Raw genomic sequence first — 21,519 nt, forward strand, 5'->3', positions numbered from 1 at the left:
CAATCATCCAGGTTTATCGAGCGAACGTCCGGTCCAGCGTTCGGGCGACATGAGCCGCCCCCGCATGCTGGCGCCAACAGATTATCATGTCAGCGGCCTGCTTAGAACAGAACTCGCCGGTTGGGACACTTGATTTCATATCCGCCAAGTGCATTGCTTCAAGTATGGTCCTACGCGCGTTAAAGCTCATCCAAGTATCCTGTCTAGTTTGGCTGCTGATTTGGATTGGCATTCTTGTCTATCATTTGTGGATTGCCGACCTGTTGATGCCTTCGCCAAAGACATCGGACACGTACTATGTGGTTTACCATTTCGGCGGACTGGCTCTCAGCATTTACGCCGCTTTGATCCTGGTTTTTGTAAGCACGCTGCTCCTAAGGCGTGCTATGAGGCAACGCCATTGAGAGCACGTTCACACAGACTAGCCCTCAATCGGGGACTATAGCGGTTTCCGCCCGAACCCGACAATCGCACAGAGCGCAGCATCACCCACTTTGGCGTTTCTTCGGCCATCCGCCGCAAGTTGCCGCTACGGCCAGACCGCGGGAAACCCAATCTTGGTTTTTCCATCTTTGCTCACGCAGCACTATTTTGCAGGTGCGGCGTCATGACTGCTGCTTCGCACATGCTATCACCAAACCGGTCGTTCAAAGATAAGAAAAAACCCGGATCTAAAACTTCCTTTCGCTTCGACCCTTAGCAATCATCGAGACGCGGAAACGGTAGGCATCCTGCATTGGCTCTTCCGTCACAGTTTCTCCATCTCACCCGAACACCAAACCTCCGTCAACGACGAGGTTTTGGCCAGTCACAGCGCGTGCCCAGGGACTCGCAAAAAACAAGACCGCGTCTGCGGCCTCTTCCGGGGTCACCACCGAGCGCAGGGGCGTAACGCCCGCGATGTAGTCAAAGACTTCCTGCGGTGTTGAAGCACTGGCATCGGTCGTCCTTAACAGACCCCCGGATACCATGTTGACCGTAATGCCTTTTGGCCCGAGCTCGGCCGCCATGGTGCGCGTCAACGCGAGCAGAGCGGCCTTCGCGGAGGTATAGTCGTGATAGGGCACGACAGGGTTTTGGAAGAGGTTCGTGCCGATCGTGACAACCCGCCCAAAGCCCGAATTTGCCATCCCCGGAGCGGTGGCTTGGATGACATTCAGCGCGCCAAGCACCGCAGTGCTGTGTTGCGAGAGCATTTCAGCGGCGCTTAGGGTCTCGACGGTGGACCGCGCATCCCCGTTGAAGCTGTAGTCAGCCAAGGCGTTGTGAATGAAGGTCGTAATCGGGCCAACCGCCTTCTCTGCATGCTTGACCATCTGCTTTACTGCGTCGGCATCTTGTACGTCGGCCTGCAAAGCAACAGTACGATCCCCCAAGTCAGTCGCAAGTTCTTCTGCAGCCGCTTTGCTGTTGCGATAGTTGATCACCACCCGCGCACCTTCTCGGGCGAATGCCCGCGCGATTGCGGCACCCAATCCCCGGCCCGCGCCTGTCACCAAGACGGTCTGTTCCTTTAGGGCCTTACTCATGTTTTTTCCTTCCAAAGACTGTAGAAATGATGGACCGGCCCGTTACCTCGTCCGACTGTCAGGAGATCAGCCGCAGCAATCGCGCCTGAGATGTACTGCTTCGCTGCGGCAACGGCCGCACTTGGCACCAGACCTTTGGCGAGCTGCGCTGCAATCGCTGACGACAGGCTACAGCCTGTGCCATGCGTATTCCTGGTTTGCATGCGCGCAGCTTCGAACCAGTGGAGATGTATGCCATCCCACAGAACGTCGGGGCTTTGGTCCCCGTTCAGGTGGCCGCCTTTCACCAGCGTGACATTTGGACCCAAATCCGACAGATCGCGTGCATGGGCGGCCATTGCGTCGCGGGTAGCAGCTTCGCGTCGGTTCAGCAGACGCGCGGCTTCTGGCAGGTTTGGGGTCAAGACCGTGGCCAGGGGCAACAGTGACACGCGCAATGCCTCCATCGCATCGTCTTGCAACAGCGGCGCGCCACCTTTAGCGACCATCACCGGATCAAGCACGATTGGGATGTCTTGATGATTAGACAAGGCCTGCGCAACCGCTACTGCGATCTCTGAGGTTGCGATCATGCCGACCTTAACGGCATCTATGCGGACGTCGGCAAAAACGGCGGCGATCTGTGCCTTGACGAACGACGGTGCGATCAATTCGACGCCGCTGACGCCTTGGGTATTCTGCGCGGTCAAAGCCGTTATGGCCGCCAATCCATACACCCCGTTGGCTGCAAAGGCCTTCAAGTCAGCCTGGACACCAGCACCCCCGGAAGGGTCGGAACCAGCAATGGTCAGAACGTTTCTGATCATATCGAAAGTCCAGCTGTTGTATTCAAAGCATGGCTGAGGTTGTGCGCTGCGCGTTCCGGATCGGGTTGACCACAAATCGCGGAAACCACGGCGACCCCGTTGCATCCGGCCCGCAGGACATCGGCCACATGCTCGCGCTTCAATCCGCCAATGGCCACTGTTGGCAACCGCGCCAACCGCGCCATTTCGGCCAGACTAGACAGGCCAATCGTTGGCTTGTGATCCGCCTTGGTCGTAGTCTGAAAAACGGTGCCAAGGCCGAGGTAGTCAGCAAGGTCAGGGTCTGCTGACACGACCTGTTCTGGCGTCTCGCAAGACAGGCCGATGATCTTGTCCGGTCCCAAACGCTTCCGCGCGAATGCGGGAATGACGTCATCTTGGCCGATATGCACACCATCCACGTCTGCTGCGACCGCTGCCTCAAGATCATCGTTGATGACAAGTGGAATGCCTTTGCCTGCCAATACGCGTTTCAGCGCGCGCGCGGCTTCGACGCGGCTTTGGGTCGAGGCCTCCTTGTCGCGCAGCTGCACAAAGCTGACGCCGCCGCGAACCGCAGCTGCGACCGTCTCGATCAACGCAGGTCCGGGGCAAAGGTTCGGGTCCGTCACCAGATACAACCGAAGGCTGCGTGGAATCAGTTCCATGACACACGCGTCTCCAGAAGATCACCGGTTTGTAGCGCGTGAAGCGTATCCAAGAAGGCGACCGAAAAGCTGCCGGGCCCCGATGTTTCAGCACCTGCCCGCTCCCCCGCTTCAGCAAAGTGCACGAACGCTGCAATTGTCGCCTCGAACCTGGGTGCTATGGCAGCATAGGCACCAACCAAAGCTGTTAGCGCACATCCCAAGGCTGTCACGGTTGGCATGATGTCCGAACCACCGGTGATACTTGCGCTTCGTTTGCCGTCGGTGATGAAATCAACCGGGCCTGAGACTGCCACGATGCAGTCATGGCGCACTGCAAGGGCCCGGGCGGAACGCTGTGCGTCGCTCACGCGATCGCCACTGTCGGCGCCTTTGCCAGACCCGGCTCCGCCTGCGAGAGCGATGATTTCCGACGCATTCCCTCGAACAATACTGGGTTTGATCGCAAGAAGATCAAGGGCTGCTTTGGCACGATAGGGCGTTGCGAAATGGGCGACGGGATCCAGCACCCACGGCACTTTGGCCGCATTTGCTGCGACGGCGGCGGCTTTCATGCTTTCCAGCCAAGGGGTGGACAAAGTGCCGATATTGATTGTCAAAGCCCCTGCGATCAGGGCAAAATCCGCAACTTCTTCAGGCGCATGGATCATGGCAGGCGATGCGCCTGCAGCCAGCGTGACATTCGCAGCGATGTTCATGGCGACGTAGTTCGTGATGCAGTGGACAAGCGGCGATTGCGTTCGTAACGCGTCGAGGGCTGCATTGGGTTGCATGCGATCTTTCCTTTTCGCTTGATACGGAAAGACGGTACAGACCGACTAGGTCTGTTTTTGCCTCCCTCCGCCGGCATTATCCGGTTCAGGTTCAAAGGGTGCATCTCAGCCTCTCGGCGCCCCTGACAAGTCAAGGCTATCTTGGAAATGGCAGTGCGGTCAATCCGGGAGACGCATTAGTCTCGTCTATGCGTCATTTTAAATCAGACCCGTTTTGCGATCGTCGCTGCAATGGCCTGCCCACTAACCCAGGCATCTTCGGCTTTCGCACCAAGACACCAGTCGCCACCAGCGAATAGCGTCTCCTCCTCGTCGGCTAGATAGGTACGCCCGAGCGGTCGGGACACAAACGCGTACCGCCAACGGTGTCCTGACAAATAGGCCGGAGTGATCACAGCACTGATACCAAGTGCCGTGCACAGAAGCGGCAGCATAAGTTTGGCAAAAGCGTCCCGATCCAATTCCAGATGCCGCATACTCCAATCGCGGCTGGCATGCGCGACAATGCACGTCGCATCCGGCCGACCCGGCTTTGCACTGTCACACACAATCCACTTTAGGTCCGCTTCCGGAGCGCGGCGCGACACAAAGGGCAGTTCAACATCACCGGGCAGTCCGACCATCAGCGTCAGACACGGTGTCATTTCGACCGTTTTCAGGGAGGCGTTGAAGGGATGCGCGTCGGGCAAGAGCGCGCCGATCTGAGGCGCAAGCGCGGTGATGACCACCCGATCGAACGTCTCATCGCCGCCTTGCCAAATCAATTTCCAGCGACCATTCGATTTCACGATACTCTCTATGCGGGTTTCTTTTCGGATCGTCAGGCCGTTTCCCAGATGCTTTGCCAAGCCGGTCATCCCGGGGACACCGACATACGCCGGTTTTTCACGATCTTGCGGCCAGCGTGCCACGACACCAGCGGCTTCGGCTTGCTTCAACATCGCGGAAAAGCCATCGCTTTGCGGTGTAACGTACTGGGCACCGTGATCAAATTGGAAACCGCCCTCCGCGCGGCGCGTTGCCATCCTGCCGCCCAGTCCCCGACCCTTGTCAAAAACCACCACATCTACGCCGCGCTGCATCAATTCCCGCGCGCAGGTCAGACCAGCCATACCTGCGCCGATGACAGCCGTTTTGGCGGTCGGCCCTACCAATGCTCGGTCCCCGGTGTGCCCTTGATACGCCCTTGTAGGTTCCCCGTCACCCACCCGCCGTAAAAGTCGCCGGGCTGCGGAATGACGCGCTCTGCACCAACAAAGCATGCATCCATCGCGCCAGCGTAGAAAGACACATGTCCGGCCAAAGCGCTGAAGGATGCGGATGGGGACGGATAGCTCCACGCTGCGCGGTGCGCCGTCTTGTCGCCTGCCCGCACATTGAAATAGGCTGCCTGCCCCTTCCACTCATAAAAGGTGGTGCGGCGCGTCGCGATCAACGCGGCCTCCACGTCTTCAGGCGCAATGTAGTAGGTTGGCGCATGATGGGTTTCAAGGACCCGCAAAGCACGGGTCGTTTCAGCGACAGTTTCACCATTCAACACGACGCGCAGGCGGTGCGGCACCGGTTCCAGGGCTGGCGGTCGTGGATAAACCTGAACGTTTTCTGCGATAAGGTCTGACATTGATTTGGACATGGTCCCTGAGTAAAATACTTCCATCGCGATACTGTCCGGCAGAGGCAACAGCAAACGCCAGCTTTCAACGGGTCAGCACGACATCCGCGCCGATGTCGAGGCCATCCTCCACGGCATCAACAAGGTAGCATGCGACACTGCGCCGTGAGACCAATCCGTTTCGCCAACTTGATGGATCGCGCAGCACCTCAAGCCCGCGTGATTTCGCACTATTGGTCAGAATAACTGGCCGAACAATCGTCCAATCGATTTCACTTTCCATAATCATCGCCTCTTGCCGGTCCTTGTCGGCATAGGGCCTGCCCAGGATGGCCCGATGACCAAGACGTTCAATCGAACTCATTGCACTTCGAGAACGTCCCGCACCAAATCCAGTTACCGCCACCAATCGCTTGGTGTCACTGTCTTTCATCGCCTCAATCAGCACACGCGTACTATCGGAAAAGAGCGCCTCTTCCTCCCAGAGCATCGCAAGCCGTTCCTTGATACCCAGCGTGTAGATCACCGCGCGGGCACCGGCGAGCGCTGCCGTCACATCGTCTGCTGATCGCGCGTCCCCAGCAAACGGCTCAATCAAATCGGTTTTCTCAAGATTGTCAGCGCTGCGCGCAAAGGCGCGCACGGGCAGTCCGCGACCGACAGCTTCCGTAACGGCCAGCGCGCCGATGCCAGAGGTCGCGCCCATTATGAGTATCAGTGCGCTCAATTCAGCATGTCTTCGTAAAGACTATGATAGGCGCGATGTGTGGCCCGGTCGCCCTGTCGGACATTCACGCGACGAAGGACTTCTTTCAAGGAGTCCCACGGGCGGTCCAGGCTTGGCGTGGCCGGGCTCAGTTGGCTTTTGACGTCCGCATGCGTTGCGTTCCCAAGACTATTAGCATTGCTCATGTCTATACTCCTTCTAAGTCGGTATGGGCTGTTTTGGCGGTTGTGGCGTCAGACGTCCACATTCATACGCTACTCGAAATAGCCTGCTGCTGCGAAAAGGCGTGCGTGATTTTCAGCCTTTGGCCATACCCCAACAACAAAAGGAGCAGGGCTATGCCAATGATCGGCATATGTCCGATAAATTCGACAAGCGCGGCTTCGTTGTTGCCTTGGACGATGAAAACGATGTTCGATATCGCCATTATGACGGACAAGGCCAAAACCGCGAGGCGGACTGTCGTGCCAAGGATTAGTACGATCCCGATGACGGCTTCGACCATGCCCGCGGACAGGACAAACAGGCGATCGTCGAAGACGTTGAAGCCGAGGGCTTGCATGAAGTTCCATTGATACTGCGCAACAAAAACCTGCCCCAATGCCGAGGGAGCCAGTTTTTCTCCCACGGCCAGAGCCACAAGTGAAATTCCCGTCCAAATCCGCAACGCATCTACTGAATACGGTTTCAGCCAATCCCGGCGTGCCTCATCCTCGATCGAGTTTAGCAGCAAGAAGAACGCGATCCCGATAATGATCGCATATTCAAGTGCGGGAAACAGACCGAATTTCATTGCGACAGCCGGCGTGCAGAACCAACATCATGACAGCCGCAGTCTTGATCCACCGATTGGCGATCAGCATGATACCAATGGCGGCCTGCATCACGACAAGAGCAAGGCCGAATGTCCCGTCCGCAACCTTGTGTGGCGCGACCAGAGACCCTTCATAGGCGGTCAAAAGAAAGCTCATCCCCGTGAAGACGCGCAAAATCTCCATGAAATCGTGACGAAGCTTGCTCTCTGCAACGCGAAGCGTAGGCAATTTCCCGTCAATCCAGACGGAGAAGAGAACCATCATCGACGCGAGGCATATCCACACCAGGAAAATGGGGTCGGTTAAACTGACATTGACAAGAGGTTCTGCGTCACGCTCGACAAACCAATTCACATGAGCCGCGGCACCCGTTCCAATCACGCTTATCGTCAGGGTAAACCCTACCAAGCTCAACTTTCCCACTTTTTTTCCTTAACTTCTCTTCAAGCGCTTATGAAACAAGCCTACTCATGTTCACCATCGTTTCTGCGACCGGAATTATGCATAAAGACATTGGGTTTCGTCGCAGCCGTGGTGAAGGTTGCGACAGTAATCGCAGCAGCTGCAATCAGGACAGAGTGACCAATCAAGCTCGCGGCAAAAAACGTGTAGCTTCCGATAGCGACCGACGCCACCACAGCCCACATTGCGCCCAACACTTGGAACACGTAATGCCGGGTTGCGACGTCTGGTATGTTACGAAGCGGGCTTACTTCGAGATCGAATATGAAGTTCCACGTAAAACAGACGTGGTTTCTCGCATTAGTTAACATTGCCTTGATCCTCCATCTTAAAGCTGATTTACAATTTTTTCTACCTTTATAAGTACGCAGCAGTGGCCTGATTGGATCAAACCTTCTGGCTCCAAAGCTAATCAGACCGGCCCCGCTGGTCGTAACCGACGGAATGCAGCGCACCGGTAAGCTGACTCAGATTCTTGAAGCAGAGTTAGTTGATATCAGCCTCTGGCCAATCCGGTGCGGATGAGTACAAGGTAGGCGAACTTGTTCGTTAAGTGATTTCCTGCGAAGGGGAATTCCATGTCAAACTCTGAAATTGATCAATCTTACCTCAGGTCGCTTCTGGAAGACGACGAAGTTGAAATGAGCGTGGTCTTTTCGGATCCGTCTGTTTCTGACAACCCGATGATTTTTGTGAGCGATGAGTTCGAAGATCAGACCGGCTATACACCGGAAGAAGCCATTGGGCGCAACTGCCGCTTCTTACAAGGACCAGAGACCAGTCCTCATGCAATAGAGGCAATTCGCCAGGGTCTGAAGGCGGAGACACGTTTTACCATCGATATCCTGAACTATCGTAAAGACGGATCACCGTTCCTGAATCGGTTGCGCATACGGCCCATTTACGATGCCGATGGTGGTTTGATGTTTTTTGCTTAAGCGCACAGAATCCAGTTTAAGAAAGATCCCTCGCGTCAGGATCCCGCAAGCCGGATAAGCACGATAGCGGCAGCGCCAATATGCGCCAGCGTAATCACAACCGAAAGACTGTGCAGGACATTGAACCGAGTTTTTGAACCCGCATCGGTGGCGGTGTTGATTGCGGGCATGAGGACTTGGCGCGCGAGGATCGTCGTGACCGTTATAGCTATGAGAATGGCGCTTGAAACGGGATCGAACGCAAATGCAATGGCCGCTGCAACTGCCGAACTGGCCAACACGAACAGATAGAAATGCGGAAAGGCGCGTCGAATGAGCGGGCCTGCGGTTTCGGGCGGAAGTGCGTTAAAGACAAAGGCAGCAAAGCCGAAAGAATAGAGCACCATACCGCCAAACAGCAGCGCGGTGACCAGAAGGGTGATTTCAATCATCAGTGGTTCCCCGGTTTGCGGGCGATGCCCATGTAGATCACGGTTCGGATCGGAAGCGGGCCAAAGGTGAAATCACCGTTACGGTTCAGTCCCCGAGGTCCAAGGCCCGTCATCGGACCGGACACAAGGCCCGCTTTCTCTAGTCCGGTACGCAGCTCTGCGGGTCGAATGAAAAGCGCCGGATCGTGCGTGCCTTTGGGCAGTAGGCCAAGGGTATCTTCGGTAATGGTGATCGTCGTAAAACGCGACAAAAAATTGCGGTTGATCGTGTCGAACAGAAAAAGGCCACCGGGTTTGAGAACCCGCGCCACTTCAGCGAGGACTTTGGTCACGTCGTCCACATGTTCCAGTACATCGACGCAGACAACGACGTCGAAGGCTGCGTCGTCATAGGGGAGTTCCTCTCCCACCCCAACGTCGTATTGGATTTCGCGTCCGGCCTCGGCCGCATGGACCCGCGCGACATTGACCGCTTGTGCCGCCGGGTCGATCCCTGTGACCTTGGCACCGCGTACGGCAAGCGCTTCGGCCATGAAACCCCCGGCGCATCCCAGATCGAGAACGTTCAAACCGTTCCAGTCGACGTGTTTGTCGAACCACGCGAGCTAGCCCGGTACGAGGTTTTTGAGCGTACGGACCCAGCGGATGTCATCGGACCACCAATTGGTGGCGACGTCATCATAAATGGTCAGGTCATTACGGGTTTTCTCAGTCATGTCGTATACTTTTTCCAATTGCTGGGACTGCGTAAGGCACTTGACGCTTGTAGCTTTCAAAGCGGTCGCCGTATCGGGCCGCAAACCGGCGTTCTTTCAGCTTGGGGGCTGCTAGGCAGTAGGCCGTCAGGCCAATCGCAAGCGCCAGTTGGTCCGGGGTCCATGTCGGCACGGTCCACAGCGTCAGCGCAAAGGCGACGTAGATTGGCTGTCGGATGATGCGGAACAGACCGCCAGTGGGCATATCGGGGAACTTTGGCGTGGTCTTGCGCATGAGGGACATCCAGCCCAATGCGCCAGATTGGACTTCCGCGCCCGCATCCCAACTTGCCTTGATCAATAACCCCCAGGCAATCGTATAAACCGCAGTCACCGCGTAGAGCGCCGCGCCTTCGGCGCGCCACCAGACGACGCCAGAGGGCGTCCAAAGGGCAAATAGGGCCAGCAACTGGAGCGACGCGACCAGCGCGTAGGTTGTCGTGCTGAGGGTCTGCCCATGAGGACCCGGAACCAAACGCCGCAGGACGTGCCCGCCGGGACCAGTCAGCAGAAGCGAGTGCACGAGCGGAAATTGCAGGATGAGAAGGGCGTTGGCCACAATTGCGTACGGCCAAGGGACGCTGCCCAAGCTGCGGCTCATCCCGAAATACATCGCCAGGATCATCGCCACGACGGCCACCGCAAAGATCAGATGCAGAGCCACGCCGAAGGTCAGCGCCAAAGCGATGCGGCTCGCCCCGGGTGGCGGTGCCAATGCGCCGCGCACAAGGGTTTGAAGCCGTTGGAAATGGGTCTCTGATGCCATCGCTAACGGTCCGGTCCGTGCTGTGACATCGGCTTGGCAACAAACCACGAAGCCCCTTTGGACAGCAGAGGCCGAACCGGCAGAAATAGGCGGTAGCCCAGCTCCAAAAGAGGTGTCACGCCGGGTATTCGGGCAATCCGTGCCGCCCACCGCCAACCCGGCAGGGTTTGCCAGATGATAGCGAAGGCGCGCGCGCCCGACACCAGCGTCCCATCAGGCAGGCGCACGTGGAGTAGGCGCATCGCGGCGTCCACGTTCAGGTCTGGGCCAAGCTGTGCATTCGCCTGGGAAGCATCAACAAAACAGATCTGATCTCCGCCGACTTGCGACTTGTAGTGACTTATCTCCGCCGTGCATAACGGGCACGCACCATCAAAGTAGACGGTCGCCTTGGCGGGTGTTTCACCGTTGGCTTGCATAATGATCGTGTTGGTCTTTGCCTGTCGCATCTCAGACGATCTCGTACCGTTTGAGCAGGCGCTGGAGTGTCCGCCGATGCATGTCCAAGGATCGAGCCGTTTGCGATACGTTTTCGTTCATTTCATGGAAGATATGCGTGATATGCTCTTTGCGGGCGTCTTCGGGCACGATTGGGTTGGTTGGAGCCGGGGCATGTTCGTTTCTCGGCCTGATGAGCGCATCTACGATTTCGTCGGCTGTTGCAGGCTTGGCAATGTAGTCGATGGCGCCGATACGCGCTGCCGCAACGGCAGTCGGAATATTCCCGTAGCCGGTGAGAATAATTGCGCGGATGTTTGGATCGCGTTCTTCAAGCATCTCTACAAGGGACAAGCCACTGCCGTCCTGCAAACGCAGATCGACGATCGCATAGCGCGGCAATTCGGCATTGGCCTGATCCACTGCATCTGACAAACACCTCGCCACGCGTACGTCAAAACCGCGCCTTTCCATAGCACGCGCAAGTCTATCCCGCAGCACATCGTCGTCTTCAACGATCAAAAGGGTGTTTTCGTTGGTTGCGTCTAACATTTGATTTCTCCTTGTGTCGGCTGGTCGCGACGATGCCTAAGCGCGAATGGCATTTGGGCTGCGATAGGCCAAGGGGTTTGGGTGTGTCCGTCTGCGGCTGTGATCAGCGCAGGTGGGCGCGTAGCACCCAGGCAAACTTTTCATGAGCATGTCCGCGCGCGATGCACAGATCTTCCGTGAGCGTGTCGCCGTGGTCGGCTGCCAACGCGCCGGACGTCTTAAGAGTTGCCGCCAGCGTCTCTTCAGCGCTCAAAAGCGCGGCAATCATGTCCACGGGCGTCGACGTTCCTTGAGGTTCCGCGATGCTTGAGCGCTCAAGCATGCGTGCGAGATTACCATCGGCATGCCCGTCAAGGGCCTTGATCCGTTCGGCCAGATCGTCCTGCCCGGCAAAGTGATCCTCGTAGACTTCCTGAAACTGCTGATGCAGCGAGGCAAAGTTCATGCCTGTCACGTTCCAGTGGAAGTTTTGTGCCATCATTGTCGCAACGGTCGTCTCGGCGAGGGCCGTGTTCAAAACAGCGCATATCTCTGCCTGACCAGTAATTTCCAGTTTTTCAGCGGCGAAAGTCATTTCTGACCCCTTTTTTTCTTCATTCTTTAATTTTTACGTCCAAACTCATGCACCGGATGGCAGTCGCGACGTTCCGTCGCGCTGCGCAGCGCCGGGTAAAACGTGTGATGTGGGGACTTTTGCGGTGGAGTCCACTGAGCCTTCAGAAACGCCACATGCACTTCTGTAGTCTCCCCAACGATCTTTGCTCTACTTTCACGGAAATGTGCTGGCGAGGATTTAGTCGGCGGCGCTAATGAGATGGCCAGATGCAACCGCCAACTGTGCGATCAATTCCCTGTAAACAGCCTCATAACTGAGGATACGGCATCACTGCATAACGATCACTTCACGACTGTATTTCTCAATCGTAATTAAGTACCAGTGCGTATTAAGATGGAGTGCCGGGCAGATTACGATTTCGATCCAAATTGGAAATGTCTATCAGTTTTGGGCCTGCGCGCTCATACATTGGGATAGCACGCTGAGCTTGATCTGTTAATCGGCTCCAGAGGAACTTTGATTTTTTGACTGGTCGCAAAGCCCGCCTGTGCCCGGGCGTGCACCCCTTGCAATAGCAGCACCAGCGACAACCGTCGCGCCAATCAAAGCGCCGTTGATGAACGCTCCGAGGACGACCTGTTGTGCAAGACCAATCGTTTTCAGTTTGACGAGAGTAGAAAGTACCATTTGGTAAGCTCCCTTGTTTAGGTTTCCAGATACAGTTGAAATAGATGGCAAGCCGTCGAAGACCAGACATTCAGAGCTAGGTTTTCGATCAGGGCAACGCGAAGGTTTGTCGGGCCAGTAAATAACACCTCTGAGGTGCTGTGCATTTTCACTATGGCATGCGTTTCGTAGCCGGACCTCTGTTGCAACTCGTTAAAAGCCGAGCAACCAAGATATTAAGACGGCAGTCATACTGCCAATGACAACTGGTAACGTGAGCGAAATGCTAACCCATGCGATCGCCCTTTTGCGAAATCGGCTGTCCTTGTTTTCTGCCTTCGGCCCGTCCGTTTTGACCCGCTTCATTCGCGTCGCCTACGTGACCAATGGAGCGACGCGATCATCGCATTTGTGGTTATGGCGTGGGTTGACCCGTGTACTTTTGGGGCAAATTTTGCCAACACGCCAATGCCCCGATCCGATAGCAGCAGATGATGCGCAAGCGGGAATTGGAGAACCAACGCTACGTTTGCGAGGATTGACCAAGGTGCGGGGAAATTGCCTAAACTCTGGGACATCTCATTGAAAATCGCCAGCACAGCTGCCGCAAATGTCACCTGACAAATGACGCCAGAAAGGACAGCCAATGAAATACGATTTGCCCCGGCAGGGGCGCGGACAATGCCAAAAGCAAATTTCAGAAGACGCAGCAACCGCCGTTTATCAAAGCATTTCATATCTCGGGAGGTAGCGGCAAATCGTCCAAGGTCGAGGCCCAGCCCCTGCGGCAATTGGGCGTTTGCAACGCATGTCTGCGCGCTAATTTCTAGCGTCAGTGATGGAGCTACAATGATTAATCGCGACCCGCGGACAGCCGATCTCGTTTCACGCTATGCCGTGATGACCAAAGAAACGATGCCCAATCTGGCGCGCACGACACACACGCACTGGCCCGTACGCAATGATCATTGCTTTCAGCGCATTGTGCTGGACACGATATGCGGTGGCGTTTGGTACGATCATTTGCAACGTCCGGCTTACAAAAACCTGACCCATGCGCAAGCAATTCTGGCGGCGGCGCTTTGCAATGATATCGTTGCAGGCAAGGCCGATCTGGCCGCCTTAAACACGCAGTCTCTTATCTGGCGCGGCAAACTGCGCCCTGTGCGCAATAGAGGATAACATGCCCAAACGCACATCTTTGCAGACTGCCGCCAATGTCGAGGTTGCCGACGATATCGAAGAACTTGTGTCTGACAAACGCGCAGGCTGGCGCGCGACCGCCGCGACAGGACGCAGGCGGCAACGGCGTTATAAGAAACGACTGACCCAAGAATTACTGCGTCATCTGGATGATGAAGAATAGGCCGACGGCAGCTTAAAACGTGCAGAAATGCGTATCATTATCTTCGCCTATGGCCCCTTCGAAATCTTCCGCCTCCGGGATGCGGCCAAACGCAATCTTACCGCCAACGTACCCGCCCGGCACCGCGTCATGCACCCCCAGTGACAAGGCTTTGCCACCAAACCGGGCGCGCATTTGGTCCATCATATCGCTGACTTTTTCCCACCGCGCACGATCATCCGCGTTGTCAGATAACATATCAAACATATCCCCAGTGAGATCAGCTTCGCTATCCAGCCCGTGCAGTATGACAGAGACCGCATGGGGGCTGAATTTGATATGCGCGCGCGCCTCAGCCAACCCTTGCGCCAACGTGCGGCCAAAGCTGCGGTCATCGCGCGATGGCGCAAACTGCCTTTCCCAATGCCACCGCTGCGCCTGAACGCTTTTCGCGCGTGTTGAACGCAAACGTTGACTACGAAGTGACAGCGACAACTTTGACGCACGCAGGTTTGTACGCCGCAGCCTGCGGGCGGCCCCTGCGAGCAATTGGCGGGCGCAGTCTTCTACTTTTTCAGGACTGCGCCATTCACGTGGCAGCACTCGGCTATGGCCAAACATGCGTTTGCGGGTCGCGGAACGTGGGGCATGCATGCCATGTAGTTCCTGCAAAAACCGCTCCCCCTCGACATTGCCCCAGATTGCGCGCGCTTGTTTCGGCGCGAGGGCCCAAAGAGCGGAAAAGTCGGTGACCCCTACTGCAGCCAACCGTGTGCGCATGCCGTCGCCGACACCGGGCAGCTTTTCCAGCTTCAGATCGGCCAAGGCAGCAGGCAACATCGCCACGTCCAATACCAGCGTCCCATCAGGTTTCTGTCGCTCCGCTGCGATCTTCGCCAACAATTCAGTCGGGGCCATGCCAATTGAACAGGTCAGCACAGGGCTGAATTCTTGTAACAAAGCCGCCTTGATCTGCGCTGCCAGGGCCTGACGCTGCCGCCCTTCGCTGGGCAGTAATGCACAAACTACTTCGTCAATCGATCTGACGTGTTGAATGGGAACGACAGTTTCGATCACGGCAAGAATGCGTTTATGCAGTCGGACATAGACATCGGGACGTGCCACCACAAAAATCATATTGGGCACTAACACCCTTGCTTCTCGTGCAGGCATATTGGTTTTCACGCCAAGTGCCTTTGCTTCACGACTGACCGCGATACAGCCGGTATGGGCGGAATCAAGTACGACGACCCCAATCGGTTTGTCCCGTAGCGCCGGATTAAAATGCTGCTCGGCAGAAGCAAAGAAGCTGTCAAAATCAAGGTATAGCCGTTCGGGAAGGCTGGTGTTGTCAGACATGTCCGGCCTCCTGTCAGGCGTTTTCTTACCGTTCATCTGGTGATCTAACATGAGACGCGTAAATGCCCAGAAACTCCTGCGTTGCCCCAGGTCCGATTGCGGCTACTTACCGAAGCTGACATGCGCCGCCACCGAGGACTAAACCGGATATGACTCTGACCAGCAAAATTGAACTGCGCGACATGCTTTTGCCAACGAAGATCGGCACATATGGCCCTGATGATCCTGTACCAGATCATCATCTTCTTGATCTAATACTGTCCGTTGCCGCAACACAGGTCCTCATCCCGGGCGACGGCATGGCGCATGTTTTCGACTACGACCCGTTGATCGCGGAAATTCTGACGCTGGCCAATACCGGGCACCGCGAAACACAGGAATGGCTGATCAGCCAAATCGTGCATCTGCGCGCGCAGTACAGAGACATCCGGGCCGCTGATGTCTATCTGCGGAAATTTCCGGTCCATCAGGACAGTGGCACACTTGGTGTCCGGCTCACCCTAAACAAGAACGATTTGGCAGAACTTCGCAACAGTCTGTGATGGCTTGCGAAAGATAACTATAATACCTCACGTCTTTTACGATTGGACCTTGGCCTTGCGACCCTCTGCGCGGATCATTGGAACGTCATTTTAATCCAGACAATCAGCCCAACAACCTTGCCCAGTCAATGTCTGATCCCGAGGCAACGGTTGTATCCGCTGCTCTCAAATCGGTCTGCTGTGCAAAGGCCCCCGGCACGCCAACCACGCGCGCGCCCGTGGTCTTGGCAGCCGCAACCCCATCGACGTTATCTTCGATAACAATCGCATTTTGTGCCTCAATCCCAAGGGTTTCAAACGCATGAATGTAGGCATCCGGCTCAGGTTTTCCAGGCAAGCCAAGTCCACCATGTGTCATAATATCAAAATCTGGATGACCTTCTGCGACCAGCTTTTGGGCGATAATACGCACCGTCGCTTTCTCGGTCGTGGAGACAAATCCAGTCTTTATCCCGTGTTCCTGAGCCGCCTTGAGGCCAACGCCAACGTACGAAAGGGGTTTGATATCGTCAGACTGTAATTTTTCAAGAAACCACGACGTTTTCGTCGCGTGGACAGCCGTCGCATCGACCTGCTCGTTGCGTTTATCCGCAAAGGTACTGATGCGTTTCGCACCACCTGATATTTTCAACATTTCTTGGTAAGTCGGCAGGTCCCAATGCCAGTCCAAGTGATGCTGCGCAAAGGCGGCATGGAATGCATCATACTGCAGCCGCGACGTTTCAACGATCGTGCCAATTGAGCCAAAAAAGAGTGCCTTCACGAAGCTTGCGCCTTTCAAACTGGGAGAAATTCGTTTCGATTGTAGAAGTGGATCACAAGCAGTGAAATTCGACCCTCTCATCCAGAAATTTAAGCAAAGTCGCCAAATAGAAGGATGCGCAGAAAACAGTGATCCGTACGAACGGGCTGGTTAACCGATCAGTTACCTACCACTTGAGGCATGATTTCATTTGTGAACACCATATGCTGACTGATCAGATCTGCCGTTCGGGCGTGGAGAGGCGGCATCATGGATCCATCTCTATCATTTGGTCCAGGATTCGCGGTATCTGTTTTTTGACTTTGAAAAACCCAGCAGTTGCATATGGCCAAATTGTTTCGTCCCACGGGCGCCGAAGTTCACAGAGCGTGATGCGACGTGCCACAAGGTGCGGCTCAGCTAGATTCAGCCAGTCGCGCAAAGGCCCGTAGGTCACGAATGGCGTAACAATTTGCGTTGCCCCTGCTTTGGCCGCCCAGTCTGCCAAAATCGACGGTTCACCCGCTTTGAGATGCGTGATGTCTAAATGCGAACGCAACGCTGCATCGGCCAATGCACCTGTTTCAAAGGCATAAACGGCCTCTGACACAGGACGCGGTGACCGCAGATTACTACATGACACTGTCGCCGCACCGCGCAGATCAAGGGCGGCAAACTCAAAATCCTCGATCAGGCAGTCTTCGTCCGTGATCAAAAGCACGGTTGGCACGTCGGGCAGTGCCTTGCGCACTTTGCGCAAGGGCAGCACCGTCGGGAGGCCATCTGGCTCTGATGCTTCCAATCCCTGCTCAACCTCCGCAAGGTCGCCATGTCCTGGGGTGAAACGACCATTGGTAAATGTCGTAATGTTCTGCGCACGTGCGGGGTAGGGCTTGCCACGGGTATGTAGCCCCGCTGCCCAACGCCACCCCAGCGTGTTTGATGCAGCGTCCCCATCCAGCAAATGACGAAAGAAGAAATCAGCCCCAAGTCGCCAAGGCAGGCCAAGCGTAAAAATCCAGATCGACGCGAACCACATACGCGCATGATTGTGCAGATATCCTGTCTCAACCAATTCATGCGCCCACGCGTCGAAACAATCCAAACCCGTTTGACCGGTCTCTGCCAATGCTATGTCGCGCCGCAAACGGCGATCGCGTTCGAAGGACAAGAGATCTGTGTTTAACCCTTGGACATAGCTGTCCCAAACCTGCGGGCGTCGTTCCAGCCATCCTTTGTAGTAACCACGCCAGATCACTTCTTCGATGAACTTTCCAGCACCTTCGGGCCCGTGTGCATCTAGTGCCGCCGTCACCACCTCTGCTTCCGTGATCAGCCTGCGACGGATGTAGGGTGATAACATTGACACGGCTTTGTGCTTCTAGCCCGGACCGTAATCATAATTGCGGCCATTCTCGTATCGGTGACCCATTGCAGGAATAAACGCCTGCATTGCGGCAAGGCCAGCAGCCCGTGAGGGTACCATTTCAGTCATTGATCAGCATGCCGTCGATCAGCCGTGTAATCGCAGGCGATTGCGGTGGTGTGTTGGACCCAAAGGTTGCGACGACCGCACCACTTTCATCAATGAGCACTTTGTTGAAGTTCCAACGGGGTGTGAAACCCGTTTCAGCTTTGAGCGACGCGTAGAACGGATGCGCATCTACCCCCTTCACATGTGTGATCACCGTCATCGGCAAATCTATTCCGTACTGTAGTTCGCAAAAGTCTTTGACCTCTGCGTCGGTTGCGAGTTCTTGATTGAAGTCATCAGATGGCACAGCCAGAACGATAAGCCCTTGTGCGCGGTACGCATCGTAAAGGTCTTGAAGCCCGCGGTATTGTCGGGTGAAGGCGCATTGCGATGCTGTGTTCACAACAAGCACTGGCTGCCCAAGCCACTGGTCGATGGAAAGTGTGCCACCATCAATGGACTCAAATAAAGCGTTGGTTTCAAGCGCCGCTGTTTGAGTTCCTAAAAAAGTAAGTGCGCAGATAAAAAACCGCTTGATCATGAATGCCGCCCTTGTGCGATTGCTTTTTAGGTCACCAAATTTTCGAGTAACGCGTGATATCGGCGATGTCCTGCTTTGCCTTCTTCGCAGATGTTTGCTTCTGATGTCCAAGGCGCATGTGTTGCAACTTTGATCCCTCTGTGCTTGTGGGAGCAGCCAAATCACCAAGTTGATTTAAACTGATCTGACAAATGCGCCTCTCGGTCTATGTGTATTCATTGTTTCCCTGTGATTACGTCTGAGGGCTTGGGTTGGATGCATTTAATGCGACGCTGGGCGGCGGGGTTTCAAAGCAGTGCGGCGTCGAAACTAGCCGAAACGATCATGCCGGACACAAGCGACGGATCTTTGCGCATGTCGCCAAAGAAGGCTTCCCAGATCTGAGCGTTGTTCCGTCGTGCAACGCCATGTGACTAAGAATTGAGGTTAAACGCCAAGGGTGCGGTGATTTGGTACATTGAGGAATGCATAGGTGCGCTACCTCACGGCGGGAAGAGATCAGAGTTTGGTGGGATGCGTGCTGGACTACATCGGTATCACCAACACTGTTGAGCTTATCAATGTATTCGCAGGCAACCTGCATAAAGGAACTTCATGACTTACGATATTGCGACCATTCGCGCCGATTTTCCGATCTTGTCTCGGCAGGTAAATGACAAGCCATTGGTCTACCTCGATAATGGCGCATCTGCGCAAAAGCCACAGGTGGTAATTGATGCCATGACCCGTGGCTATGCAGAGGATTATGCCAATGTGCATCGTGGCCTGCATTATCTGAGCAACCTGACTACGGAGAAATATGAGGCAGTACGCGGAACAGTTGCCCGGTTCCTGAATGCCGGATCGGATGACGAGGTTATCCTCAATTCTGGAACGACCGAAGGCATCAACATGATCGCCTATGGCTGGGCCATGCCGCGCATGCAGGCGGGAGATGAGATCATCCTGTCCATCATGGAGCATCACGCCAACATTGTTCCTTGGCATTTCCTGCGCGAACGTCAGGGTGTGGTGATCAAATGGGTGGATGTAGATGCAAATGGCGATCTGGATCCGCAAAGTGTGATTGATGCGATTGGTCCTAGGACGAAACTCGTGGCTATTACGCATATGTCTAACGTGCTGGGTAGCATCGTGGACGTAAAGGCGATTACCGCAGGCGCTCACGCCAAAGGCTTACCAGTGCTGGTGGACGGATCGCAGGCAGCCGTTCATATGCCGGTCGATGTTCAAGACATCGGATGCGACTTTTATGCAGTGACTGGGCACAAACTGTATGGTCCGTCTGGGTCAGGCGCTATTTACGTCCGTCAGGACCGATTGGACGAGATGCGCCCATTCCTGGGCGGTGGTGACATGATCCGCGATGTTGGCCGGGACTTGGTCACCTATAACGATGGACCTATGAAATTTGAGGCAGGCACGCCAGGTATTGTTCAGACCATTGGCCTCGGCGTTGCAATCGACTACATGACTGGTCTTGGAATGGACAACATTGCTGCGCATGAAAGGAGCCTTCGCGATTACGCCCGTGCCCGTCTGGACGGGCTCAACTGGCTGAATGTTCAGGGCAATTCCACAACCAAAGGAGCAATTTTCTCATTCACGTTGGACGGTGCGGCGCATCCCCATGATATATCGACTGTGCTTGATAAAAAGGGGATCGCCGTGCGCGCAGGTGCGCATTGCGCGATGCCGCTGATGGAGCACATCGGATTAACATCGACTTGCAGGGCATCCTTTGGTCTGTACAACACAAAAAATGAGGTAGATGTGTTGATGGATGCTTTGGAGCTTTGCCACGACCTGTTTGGATAACTCGCTGGTTGAACGCGCATTCATACATCCTATTTTTAGTTTGCAGATGTTATTTGTAAGTTGATCCCGCGTCCGACAATGCAGTTTTTTCTGGAGCGCCGATAGAATAATGGGCGACATGTTTAAGGCATCAAATGCGCAAAACCAACTGTCCGTCGTCATGGTTTTTGGAACCAAGAGCGGCCTCAACTAAGAGAGAGTTTGGCTCATCTGGTTGGTTTGATTATGCGGCGTGTTTGCAGTGATGCTAGCGCCGCCCTTCGAGCGGCTTTCGTTTGATCCTTTCTCGTTGTTGGAGAATGGCTTTGTCCCGGCCAAGGTAGACGTCGGCGAATGGCCGGTTTCTTTGCTGTATGGCGGCGCAAATGTTTGAGCTTATGCGGCGAGTTTCATGCTGCAAGTGCGCGCAACGAGAAATTGTCACTTCTGCCAAGGGCTCTTTTGGTACCTCCGCAGCGTGCAGTCTGAATGTCCGGAAAGACCAATCGAGAGCTGAACGGTAAGTATTGGGATCGTCGTTACCCGAGTGCGGGCCGTGCAGGCCCCAAAAATCACTACTCGTCATTATTCTGGATCGCTGCGGCGCGCTCATTGACCGATCGCAAGCTTTCGCATCACCCTAACATCTTCATCTCACGATAAATCAACGGCACGGTTTGCGGGATCGCTTCCGCTGCTGCCTCCAGCGTCTGATCAATATCTTCTTGTGCGATGCCAAAGAGCGAATTGCCGCTGTCGTCAAACATGTGGACAAGGATCGGCATGAGAAGCTTTGCACCGGTCGTCGATTGCGCAAACTTGTCCCAGCGTACTGTGTTGAGCTTGACGGCCTCCATGAAGCCTTCGCACCAGTCCATGGCGATGGCATGGCCCTCAGGTGCTTGCCAGAAGACAGGTTCCAGCAGTCCCGGTTCTGCGGACAAGGATGCGGTGATGTCATTCAGCCGTTTCCGGGTCAGTTGCATGATCCGCGGCGGAACACGCGCGCCCGCGCCAAAAGCCACATCTGCCCAATTCGCCACCGGCACGGGCGTGCAGGCAATGCCCGTCAGAAACCCGTCCAGATCGGATAGCATCAGGCAGTCCGGCGGACTGCCCTCTGATTGCAGATACGCGTCGAGTTCCTGAAACAGATCCGGCATGGTGGGCCTCATATGCAGGGACAACATCCAACTATCAGCATAGACCATTTTGTAAACGGTCAGATGCGGCGGTCCTTTGTCGC

Annotated in this window: 27 protein-coding genes, 1 pseudogene and 1 riboswitch; of the genes and pseudogenes, 5 read left to right on the forward strand and 23 right to left on the reverse strand. The window is 55.4% G+C overall.

The genetic code is table 11. The features are described 5' to 3' along the window. Positions 1-764 precede the first annotated feature (764 nt). From QTO30_RS20590 to QTO30_RS20640, 11 genes are all read right to left on the reverse strand, one after another. Positions 765-1,529: a 3-oxoacyl-ACP reductase gene (locus tag QTO30_RS20590; RefSeq protein WP_340426036.1), complete on the reverse strand. Its 765-nt coding sequence runs from the start codon at positions 1,527-1,529 to the stop codon at positions 765-767. Next, positions 1,526-2,335 carry a bifunctional hydroxymethylpyrimidine kinase/phosphomethylpyrimidine kinase gene (thiD, locus tag QTO30_RS20595; RefSeq protein WP_340426037.1) on the reverse strand — a complete coding sequence of 270 codons (810 nt, stop codon included), beginning with the start codon at positions 2,333-2,335 and terminating at the stop codon, positions 1,526-1,528. The genes QTO30_RS20590 and thiD overlap by 4 nt, the downstream gene beginning before the upstream one ends. After that, positions 2,332-2,982: a thiamine phosphate synthase gene (thiE, locus tag QTO30_RS20600; RefSeq protein WP_340426038.1), complete on the reverse strand. Its 651-nt coding sequence runs from the start codon at positions 2,980-2,982 to the stop codon at positions 2,332-2,334. Before thiE ends, thiD begins: the two co-directional genes overlap by 4 nt. Next, complete coding sequence (gene thiM / locus QTO30_RS20605) at positions 2,973-3,755, reverse strand: hydroxyethylthiazole kinase (protein ID WP_340426039.1); 783 nt, start codon at positions 3,753-3,755, stop codon at positions 2,973-2,975. Before thiM ends, thiE begins: the two co-directional genes overlap by 10 nt. Positions 3,756-3,800: 45 nt before the next feature. Then, positions 3,801-3,889, reverse strand: a riboswitch (TPP riboswitch). A gap of 69 nt (positions 3,890-3,958) precedes the next feature. After that, positions 3,959-4,909 carry an NAD(P)/FAD-dependent oxidoreductase gene (locus QTO30_RS20610; RefSeq protein ID WP_340426040.1) on the reverse strand — a complete coding sequence of 317 codons (951 nt, stop codon included), beginning with the start codon at positions 4,907-4,909 and terminating at the stop codon, positions 3,959-3,961. Further along, a complete protein-coding gene (locus QTO30_RS20615) occupies positions 4,903-5,376 on the reverse strand; it encodes a DUF427 domain-containing protein (protein WP_340426041.1) in 474 nt (157 codons plus the stop codon). The genes QTO30_RS20610 and QTO30_RS20615 overlap by 7 nt, the downstream gene beginning before the upstream one ends. A 76-nt stretch (positions 5,377-5,452) precedes the next feature. Then, entirely contained in the window at positions 5,453-6,073 is a 621-nt protein-coding gene (locus tag QTO30_RS20620; protein ID WP_340426042.1) for an NAD(P)-dependent oxidoreductase, read from the reverse strand. A 17-nt stretch (positions 6,074-6,090) separates the two neighbouring features. After that, positions 6,091-6,279: a hypothetical protein gene (locus QTO30_RS20625; RefSeq protein WP_340426043.1), complete on the reverse strand. Its 189-nt coding sequence runs from the start codon at positions 6,277-6,279 to the stop codon at positions 6,091-6,093. A gap of 62 nt (positions 6,280-6,341) precedes the next feature. Continuing rightward, positions 6,342-6,887, reverse strand: coding sequence for a hypothetical protein (locus QTO30_RS20630; protein ID WP_340426044.1), 546 nt, complete (start codon positions 6,885-6,887; stop codon positions 6,342-6,344). Beyond that, positions 6,859-7,332 carry a hypothetical protein gene (locus tag QTO30_RS20635; protein WP_340426045.1) on the reverse strand — a complete coding sequence of 158 codons (474 nt, stop codon included), beginning with the start codon at positions 7,330-7,332 and terminating at the stop codon, positions 6,859-6,861. Before QTO30_RS20635 ends, QTO30_RS20630 begins: the two co-directional genes overlap by 29 nt. 41 nt (positions 7,333-7,373) lie before the next feature. After that, positions 7,374-7,682: a hypothetical protein gene (locus QTO30_RS20640; protein WP_340426046.1), complete on the reverse strand. Its 309-nt coding sequence runs from the start codon at positions 7,680-7,682 to the stop codon at positions 7,374-7,376. A 267-nt stretch (positions 7,683-7,949) separates the two neighbouring features. On the opposite strand from QTO30_RS20640, the gene QTO30_RS20645 reads away from it, so the two are divergent. Beyond that, on the forward strand, positions 7,950-8,309 hold the full coding sequence (locus QTO30_RS20645) for a PAS domain-containing protein (protein WP_340426047.1): 360 nt from the start codon (positions 7,950-7,952) through the stop codon (positions 8,307-8,309). Between the two features lie 35 nt (positions 8,310-8,344). Here the strand turns inward: QTO30_RS20645 and QTO30_RS20650 are convergent, their stop codons facing one another. The 7 genes and pseudogenes from QTO30_RS20650 to QTO30_RS20680 all read right to left on the reverse strand — a co-directional run bounded on the left by QTO30_RS20650 (position 8,345) and on the right by QTO30_RS20680 (position 12,494). Continuing rightward, the gene (locus tag QTO30_RS20650; RefSeq protein WP_340426048.1) at positions 8,345-8,740 is read right to left on the reverse strand and encodes a DUF4149 domain-containing protein; all 396 of its coding nucleotides are present in this window, start codon (positions 8,738-8,740) and stop codon (positions 8,345-8,347) included. After that, positions 8,740-9,327 (reverse strand): annotated as a pseudogene (ubiG, locus tag QTO30_RS20655) (bifunctional 2-polyprenyl-6-hydroxyphenol methylase/3-demethylubiquinol 3-O-methyltransferase UbiG); the annotation flags it as partial. The gene QTO30_RS20650 and the pseudogene ubiG, both read right to left, overlap by 1 nt. Before the next feature lie 121 nt (positions 9,328-9,448). Then, positions 9,449-10,261: an isoprenylcysteine carboxylmethyltransferase family protein gene (locus QTO30_RS20660; protein WP_340426049.1), complete on the reverse strand. Its 813-nt coding sequence runs from the start codon at positions 10,259-10,261 to the stop codon at positions 9,449-9,451. 2 nt (positions 10,262-10,263) lie between these two features. Continuing rightward, complete coding sequence (locus QTO30_RS20665; protein WP_340426050.1) at positions 10,264-10,710, reverse strand: thiol-disulfide oxidoreductase DCC family protein; 447 nt, start codon at positions 10,708-10,710, stop codon at positions 10,264-10,266. A gap of 1 nt (position 10,711) precedes the next feature. Further along, a complete protein-coding gene (locus tag QTO30_RS20670; protein WP_340426051.1) occupies positions 10,712-11,251 on the reverse strand; it encodes a response regulator transcription factor in 540 nt (179 codons plus the stop codon). 103 nt (positions 11,252-11,354) lie between these two features. Next, positions 11,355-11,825 (reverse strand): Dps family protein, encoded by a 471-nt coding sequence (locus QTO30_RS20675; protein WP_340426052.1) that lies wholly within the window; start codon positions 11,823-11,825, stop codon positions 11,355-11,357. 477 nt (positions 11,826-12,302) lie between these two features. Then, positions 12,303-12,494 carry a hypothetical protein gene (locus QTO30_RS20680; protein WP_340426053.1) on the reverse strand — a complete coding sequence of 64 codons (192 nt, stop codon included), beginning with the start codon at positions 12,492-12,494 and terminating at the stop codon, positions 12,303-12,305. Between the two features lie 828 nt (positions 12,495-13,322). Between QTO30_RS20680 and QTO30_RS20685 the strand changes: the two genes are divergently transcribed. Next, entirely contained in the window at positions 13,323-13,655 is a 333-nt protein-coding gene (locus QTO30_RS20685; protein WP_340426054.1) for a hypothetical protein, read from the forward strand. Position 13,656: 1 nt separating this feature from the next. Beyond that, on the forward strand, positions 13,657-13,839 hold the full coding sequence (locus tag QTO30_RS20690) for a hypothetical protein (protein WP_340426055.1): 183 nt from the start codon (positions 13,657-13,659) through the stop codon (positions 13,837-13,839). A gap of 12 nt (positions 13,840-13,851) precedes the next feature. On the opposite strand, the gene QTO30_RS20695 is transcribed toward QTO30_RS20690, so the two are convergent. Continuing rightward, positions 13,852-15,177: a Y-family DNA polymerase gene (locus QTO30_RS20695; RefSeq protein ID WP_340426056.1), complete on the reverse strand. Its 1,326-nt coding sequence runs from the start codon at positions 15,175-15,177 to the stop codon at positions 13,852-13,854. A 149-nt stretch (positions 15,178-15,326) separates the two neighbouring features. Between QTO30_RS20695 and QTO30_RS20700 the strand changes: the two genes are divergently transcribed. Beyond that, positions 15,327-15,719 (forward strand): dihydroneopterin aldolase, encoded by a 393-nt coding sequence (locus tag QTO30_RS20700; RefSeq protein ID WP_340426057.1) that lies wholly within the window; start codon positions 15,327-15,329, stop codon positions 15,717-15,719. Between the two features lie 103 nt (positions 15,720-15,822). Here QTO30_RS20700 and QTO30_RS20705 read toward each other — a convergent pair whose 3' ends face one another. The 3 genes from QTO30_RS20705 to QTO30_RS20715 all read right to left on the reverse strand — a co-directional run bounded on the left by QTO30_RS20705 (position 15,823) and on the right by QTO30_RS20715 (position 18,476). After that, complete coding sequence (locus tag QTO30_RS20705) at positions 15,823-16,482, reverse strand: HAD family hydrolase (RefSeq protein WP_340426058.1); 660 nt, start codon at positions 16,480-16,482, stop codon at positions 15,823-15,825. Positions 16,483-16,729: 247 nt separating this feature from the next. Further along, complete coding sequence (locus QTO30_RS20710) at positions 16,730-17,824, reverse strand: FAD-binding domain-containing protein (RefSeq protein WP_340426168.1); 1,095 nt, start codon at positions 17,822-17,824, stop codon at positions 16,730-16,732. A 124-nt stretch (positions 17,825-17,948) separates the two neighbouring features. Next, positions 17,949-18,476: a glutathione peroxidase gene (locus tag QTO30_RS20715; RefSeq protein WP_340426059.1), complete on the reverse strand. Its 528-nt coding sequence runs from the start codon at positions 18,474-18,476 to the stop codon at positions 17,949-17,951. Positions 18,477-19,070: 594 nt separating this feature from the next. Between QTO30_RS20715 and QTO30_RS20720 the strand changes: the two genes are divergently transcribed. Further along, complete coding sequence (locus tag QTO30_RS20720) at positions 19,071-20,294, forward strand: cysteine desulfurase (protein ID WP_340426060.1); 1,224 nt, start codon at positions 19,071-19,073, stop codon at positions 20,292-20,294. A 614-nt stretch (positions 20,295-20,908) separates the two neighbouring features. On the opposite strand, the gene QTO30_RS20725 is transcribed toward QTO30_RS20720, so the two are convergent. Further along, on the reverse strand, positions 20,909-21,436 hold the full coding sequence (locus QTO30_RS20725; protein WP_340426061.1) for a YecA/YgfB family protein: 528 nt from the start codon (positions 21,434-21,436) through the stop codon (positions 20,909-20,911). Between the last annotated feature and the right edge of the window lie 83 nt (positions 21,437-21,519).

It is taken from the genome of Yoonia sp. GPGPB17 (assembly GCF_037892195.1).
Classification (GTDB): domain Bacteria; phylum Pseudomonadota; class Alphaproteobacteria; order Rhodobacterales; family Rhodobacteraceae; genus Yoonia.

Excerpts from the sequence above, each read along its gene's own strand:
- QTO30_RS20690 (WP_340426055.1), top strand. The coding sequence starts at position 13,657 with ATGCCCAAACGCACATCTTTGCAGACTGCCGCCAATGTCGAGGTTGCC.
- QTO30_RS20660 (WP_340426049.1), bottom strand. The coding sequence starts at position 10,261 with ATGGCATCAGAGACCCATTTCCAACGGCTTCAAACCCTTGTGCGCGGC.
- QTO30_RS20665 (WP_340426050.1), bottom strand. The coding sequence starts at position 10,710 with ATGCGACAGGCAAAGACCAACACGATCATTATGCAAGCCAACGGTGAA.
- QTO30_RS20685 (WP_340426054.1), top strand. The coding sequence starts at position 13,323 with ATGATTAATCGCGACCCGCGGACAGCCGATCTCGTTTCACGCTATGCC.
- thiD (WP_340426037.1), bottom strand. The coding sequence starts at position 2,335 with ATGATCAGAAACGTTCTGACCATTGCTGGTTCCGACCCTTCCGGGGGT.
- QTO30_RS20695 (WP_340426056.1), bottom strand. The coding sequence starts at position 15,177 with ATGTCTGACAACACCAGCCTTCCCGAACGGCTATACCTTGATTTTGAC.
- QTO30_RS20720 (WP_340426060.1), top strand. The coding sequence starts at position 19,071 with ATGACTTACGATATTGCGACCATTCGCGCCGATTTTCCGATCTTGTCT.
- QTO30_RS20645 (WP_340426047.1), top strand. The coding sequence starts at position 7,950 with ATGTCAAACTCTGAAATTGATCAATCTTACCTCAGGTCGCTTCTGGAA.
- thiM (WP_340426039.1), bottom strand. The coding sequence starts at position 3,755 with ATGCAACCCAATGCAGCCCTCGACGCGTTACGAACGCAATCGCCGCTT.
- QTO30_RS20680 (WP_340426053.1), bottom strand. The coding sequence starts at position 12,494 with ATGGTACTTTCTACTCTCGTCAAACTGAAAACGATTGGTCTTGCACAA.
- QTO30_RS20640 (WP_340426046.1), bottom strand. The coding sequence starts at position 7,682 with ATGTTAACTAATGCGAGAAACCACGTCTGTTTTACGTGGAACTTCATA.
- thiE (WP_340426038.1), bottom strand. The coding sequence starts at position 2,982 with ATGGAACTGATTCCACGCAGCCTTCGGTTGTATCTGGTGACGGACCCG.
- QTO30_RS20620 (WP_340426042.1), bottom strand. The coding sequence starts at position 6,073 with ATGGGCGCGACCTCTGGCATCGGCGCGCTGGCCGTTACGGAAGCTGTC.
- QTO30_RS20625 (WP_340426043.1), bottom strand. The coding sequence starts at position 6,279 with ATGAGCAATGCTAATAGTCTTGGGAACGCAACGCATGCGGACGTCAAA.
- QTO30_RS20615 (WP_340426041.1), bottom strand. The coding sequence starts at position 5,376 with ATGTCAGACCTTATCGCAGAAAACGTTCAGGTTTATCCACGACCGCCA.
- QTO30_RS20630 (WP_340426044.1), bottom strand. The coding sequence starts at position 6,887 with ATGAAATTCGGTCTGTTTCCCGCACTTGAATATGCGATCATTATCGGG.
- QTO30_RS20675 (WP_340426052.1), bottom strand. The coding sequence starts at position 11,825 with ATGACTTTCGCCGCTGAAAAACTGGAAATTACTGGTCAGGCAGAGATA.
- QTO30_RS20700 (WP_340426057.1), top strand. The coding sequence starts at position 15,327 with ATGACTCTGACCAGCAAAATTGAACTGCGCGACATGCTTTTGCCAACG.
- QTO30_RS20710 (WP_340426168.1), bottom strand. The coding sequence starts at position 17,824 with ATGTTATCACCCTACATCCGTCGCAGGCTGATCACGGAAGCAGAGGTG.
- QTO30_RS20715 (WP_340426059.1), bottom strand. The coding sequence starts at position 18,476 with ATGATCAAGCGGTTTTTTATCTGCGCACTTACTTTTTTAGGAACTCAA.
- QTO30_RS20670 (WP_340426051.1), bottom strand. The coding sequence starts at position 11,251 with ATGTTAGACGCAACCAACGAAAACACCCTTTTGATCGTTGAAGACGAC.
- QTO30_RS20650 (WP_340426048.1), bottom strand. The coding sequence starts at position 8,740 with ATGATTGAAATCACCCTTCTGGTCACCGCGCTGCTGTTTGGCGGTATG.
- QTO30_RS20725 (WP_340426061.1), bottom strand. The coding sequence starts at position 21,436 with ATGCCGGATCTGTTTCAGGAACTCGACGCGTATCTGCAATCAGAGGGC.
- QTO30_RS20590 (WP_340426036.1), bottom strand. The coding sequence starts at position 1,529 with ATGAGTAAGGCCCTAAAGGAACAGACCGTCTTGGTGACAGGCGCGGGC.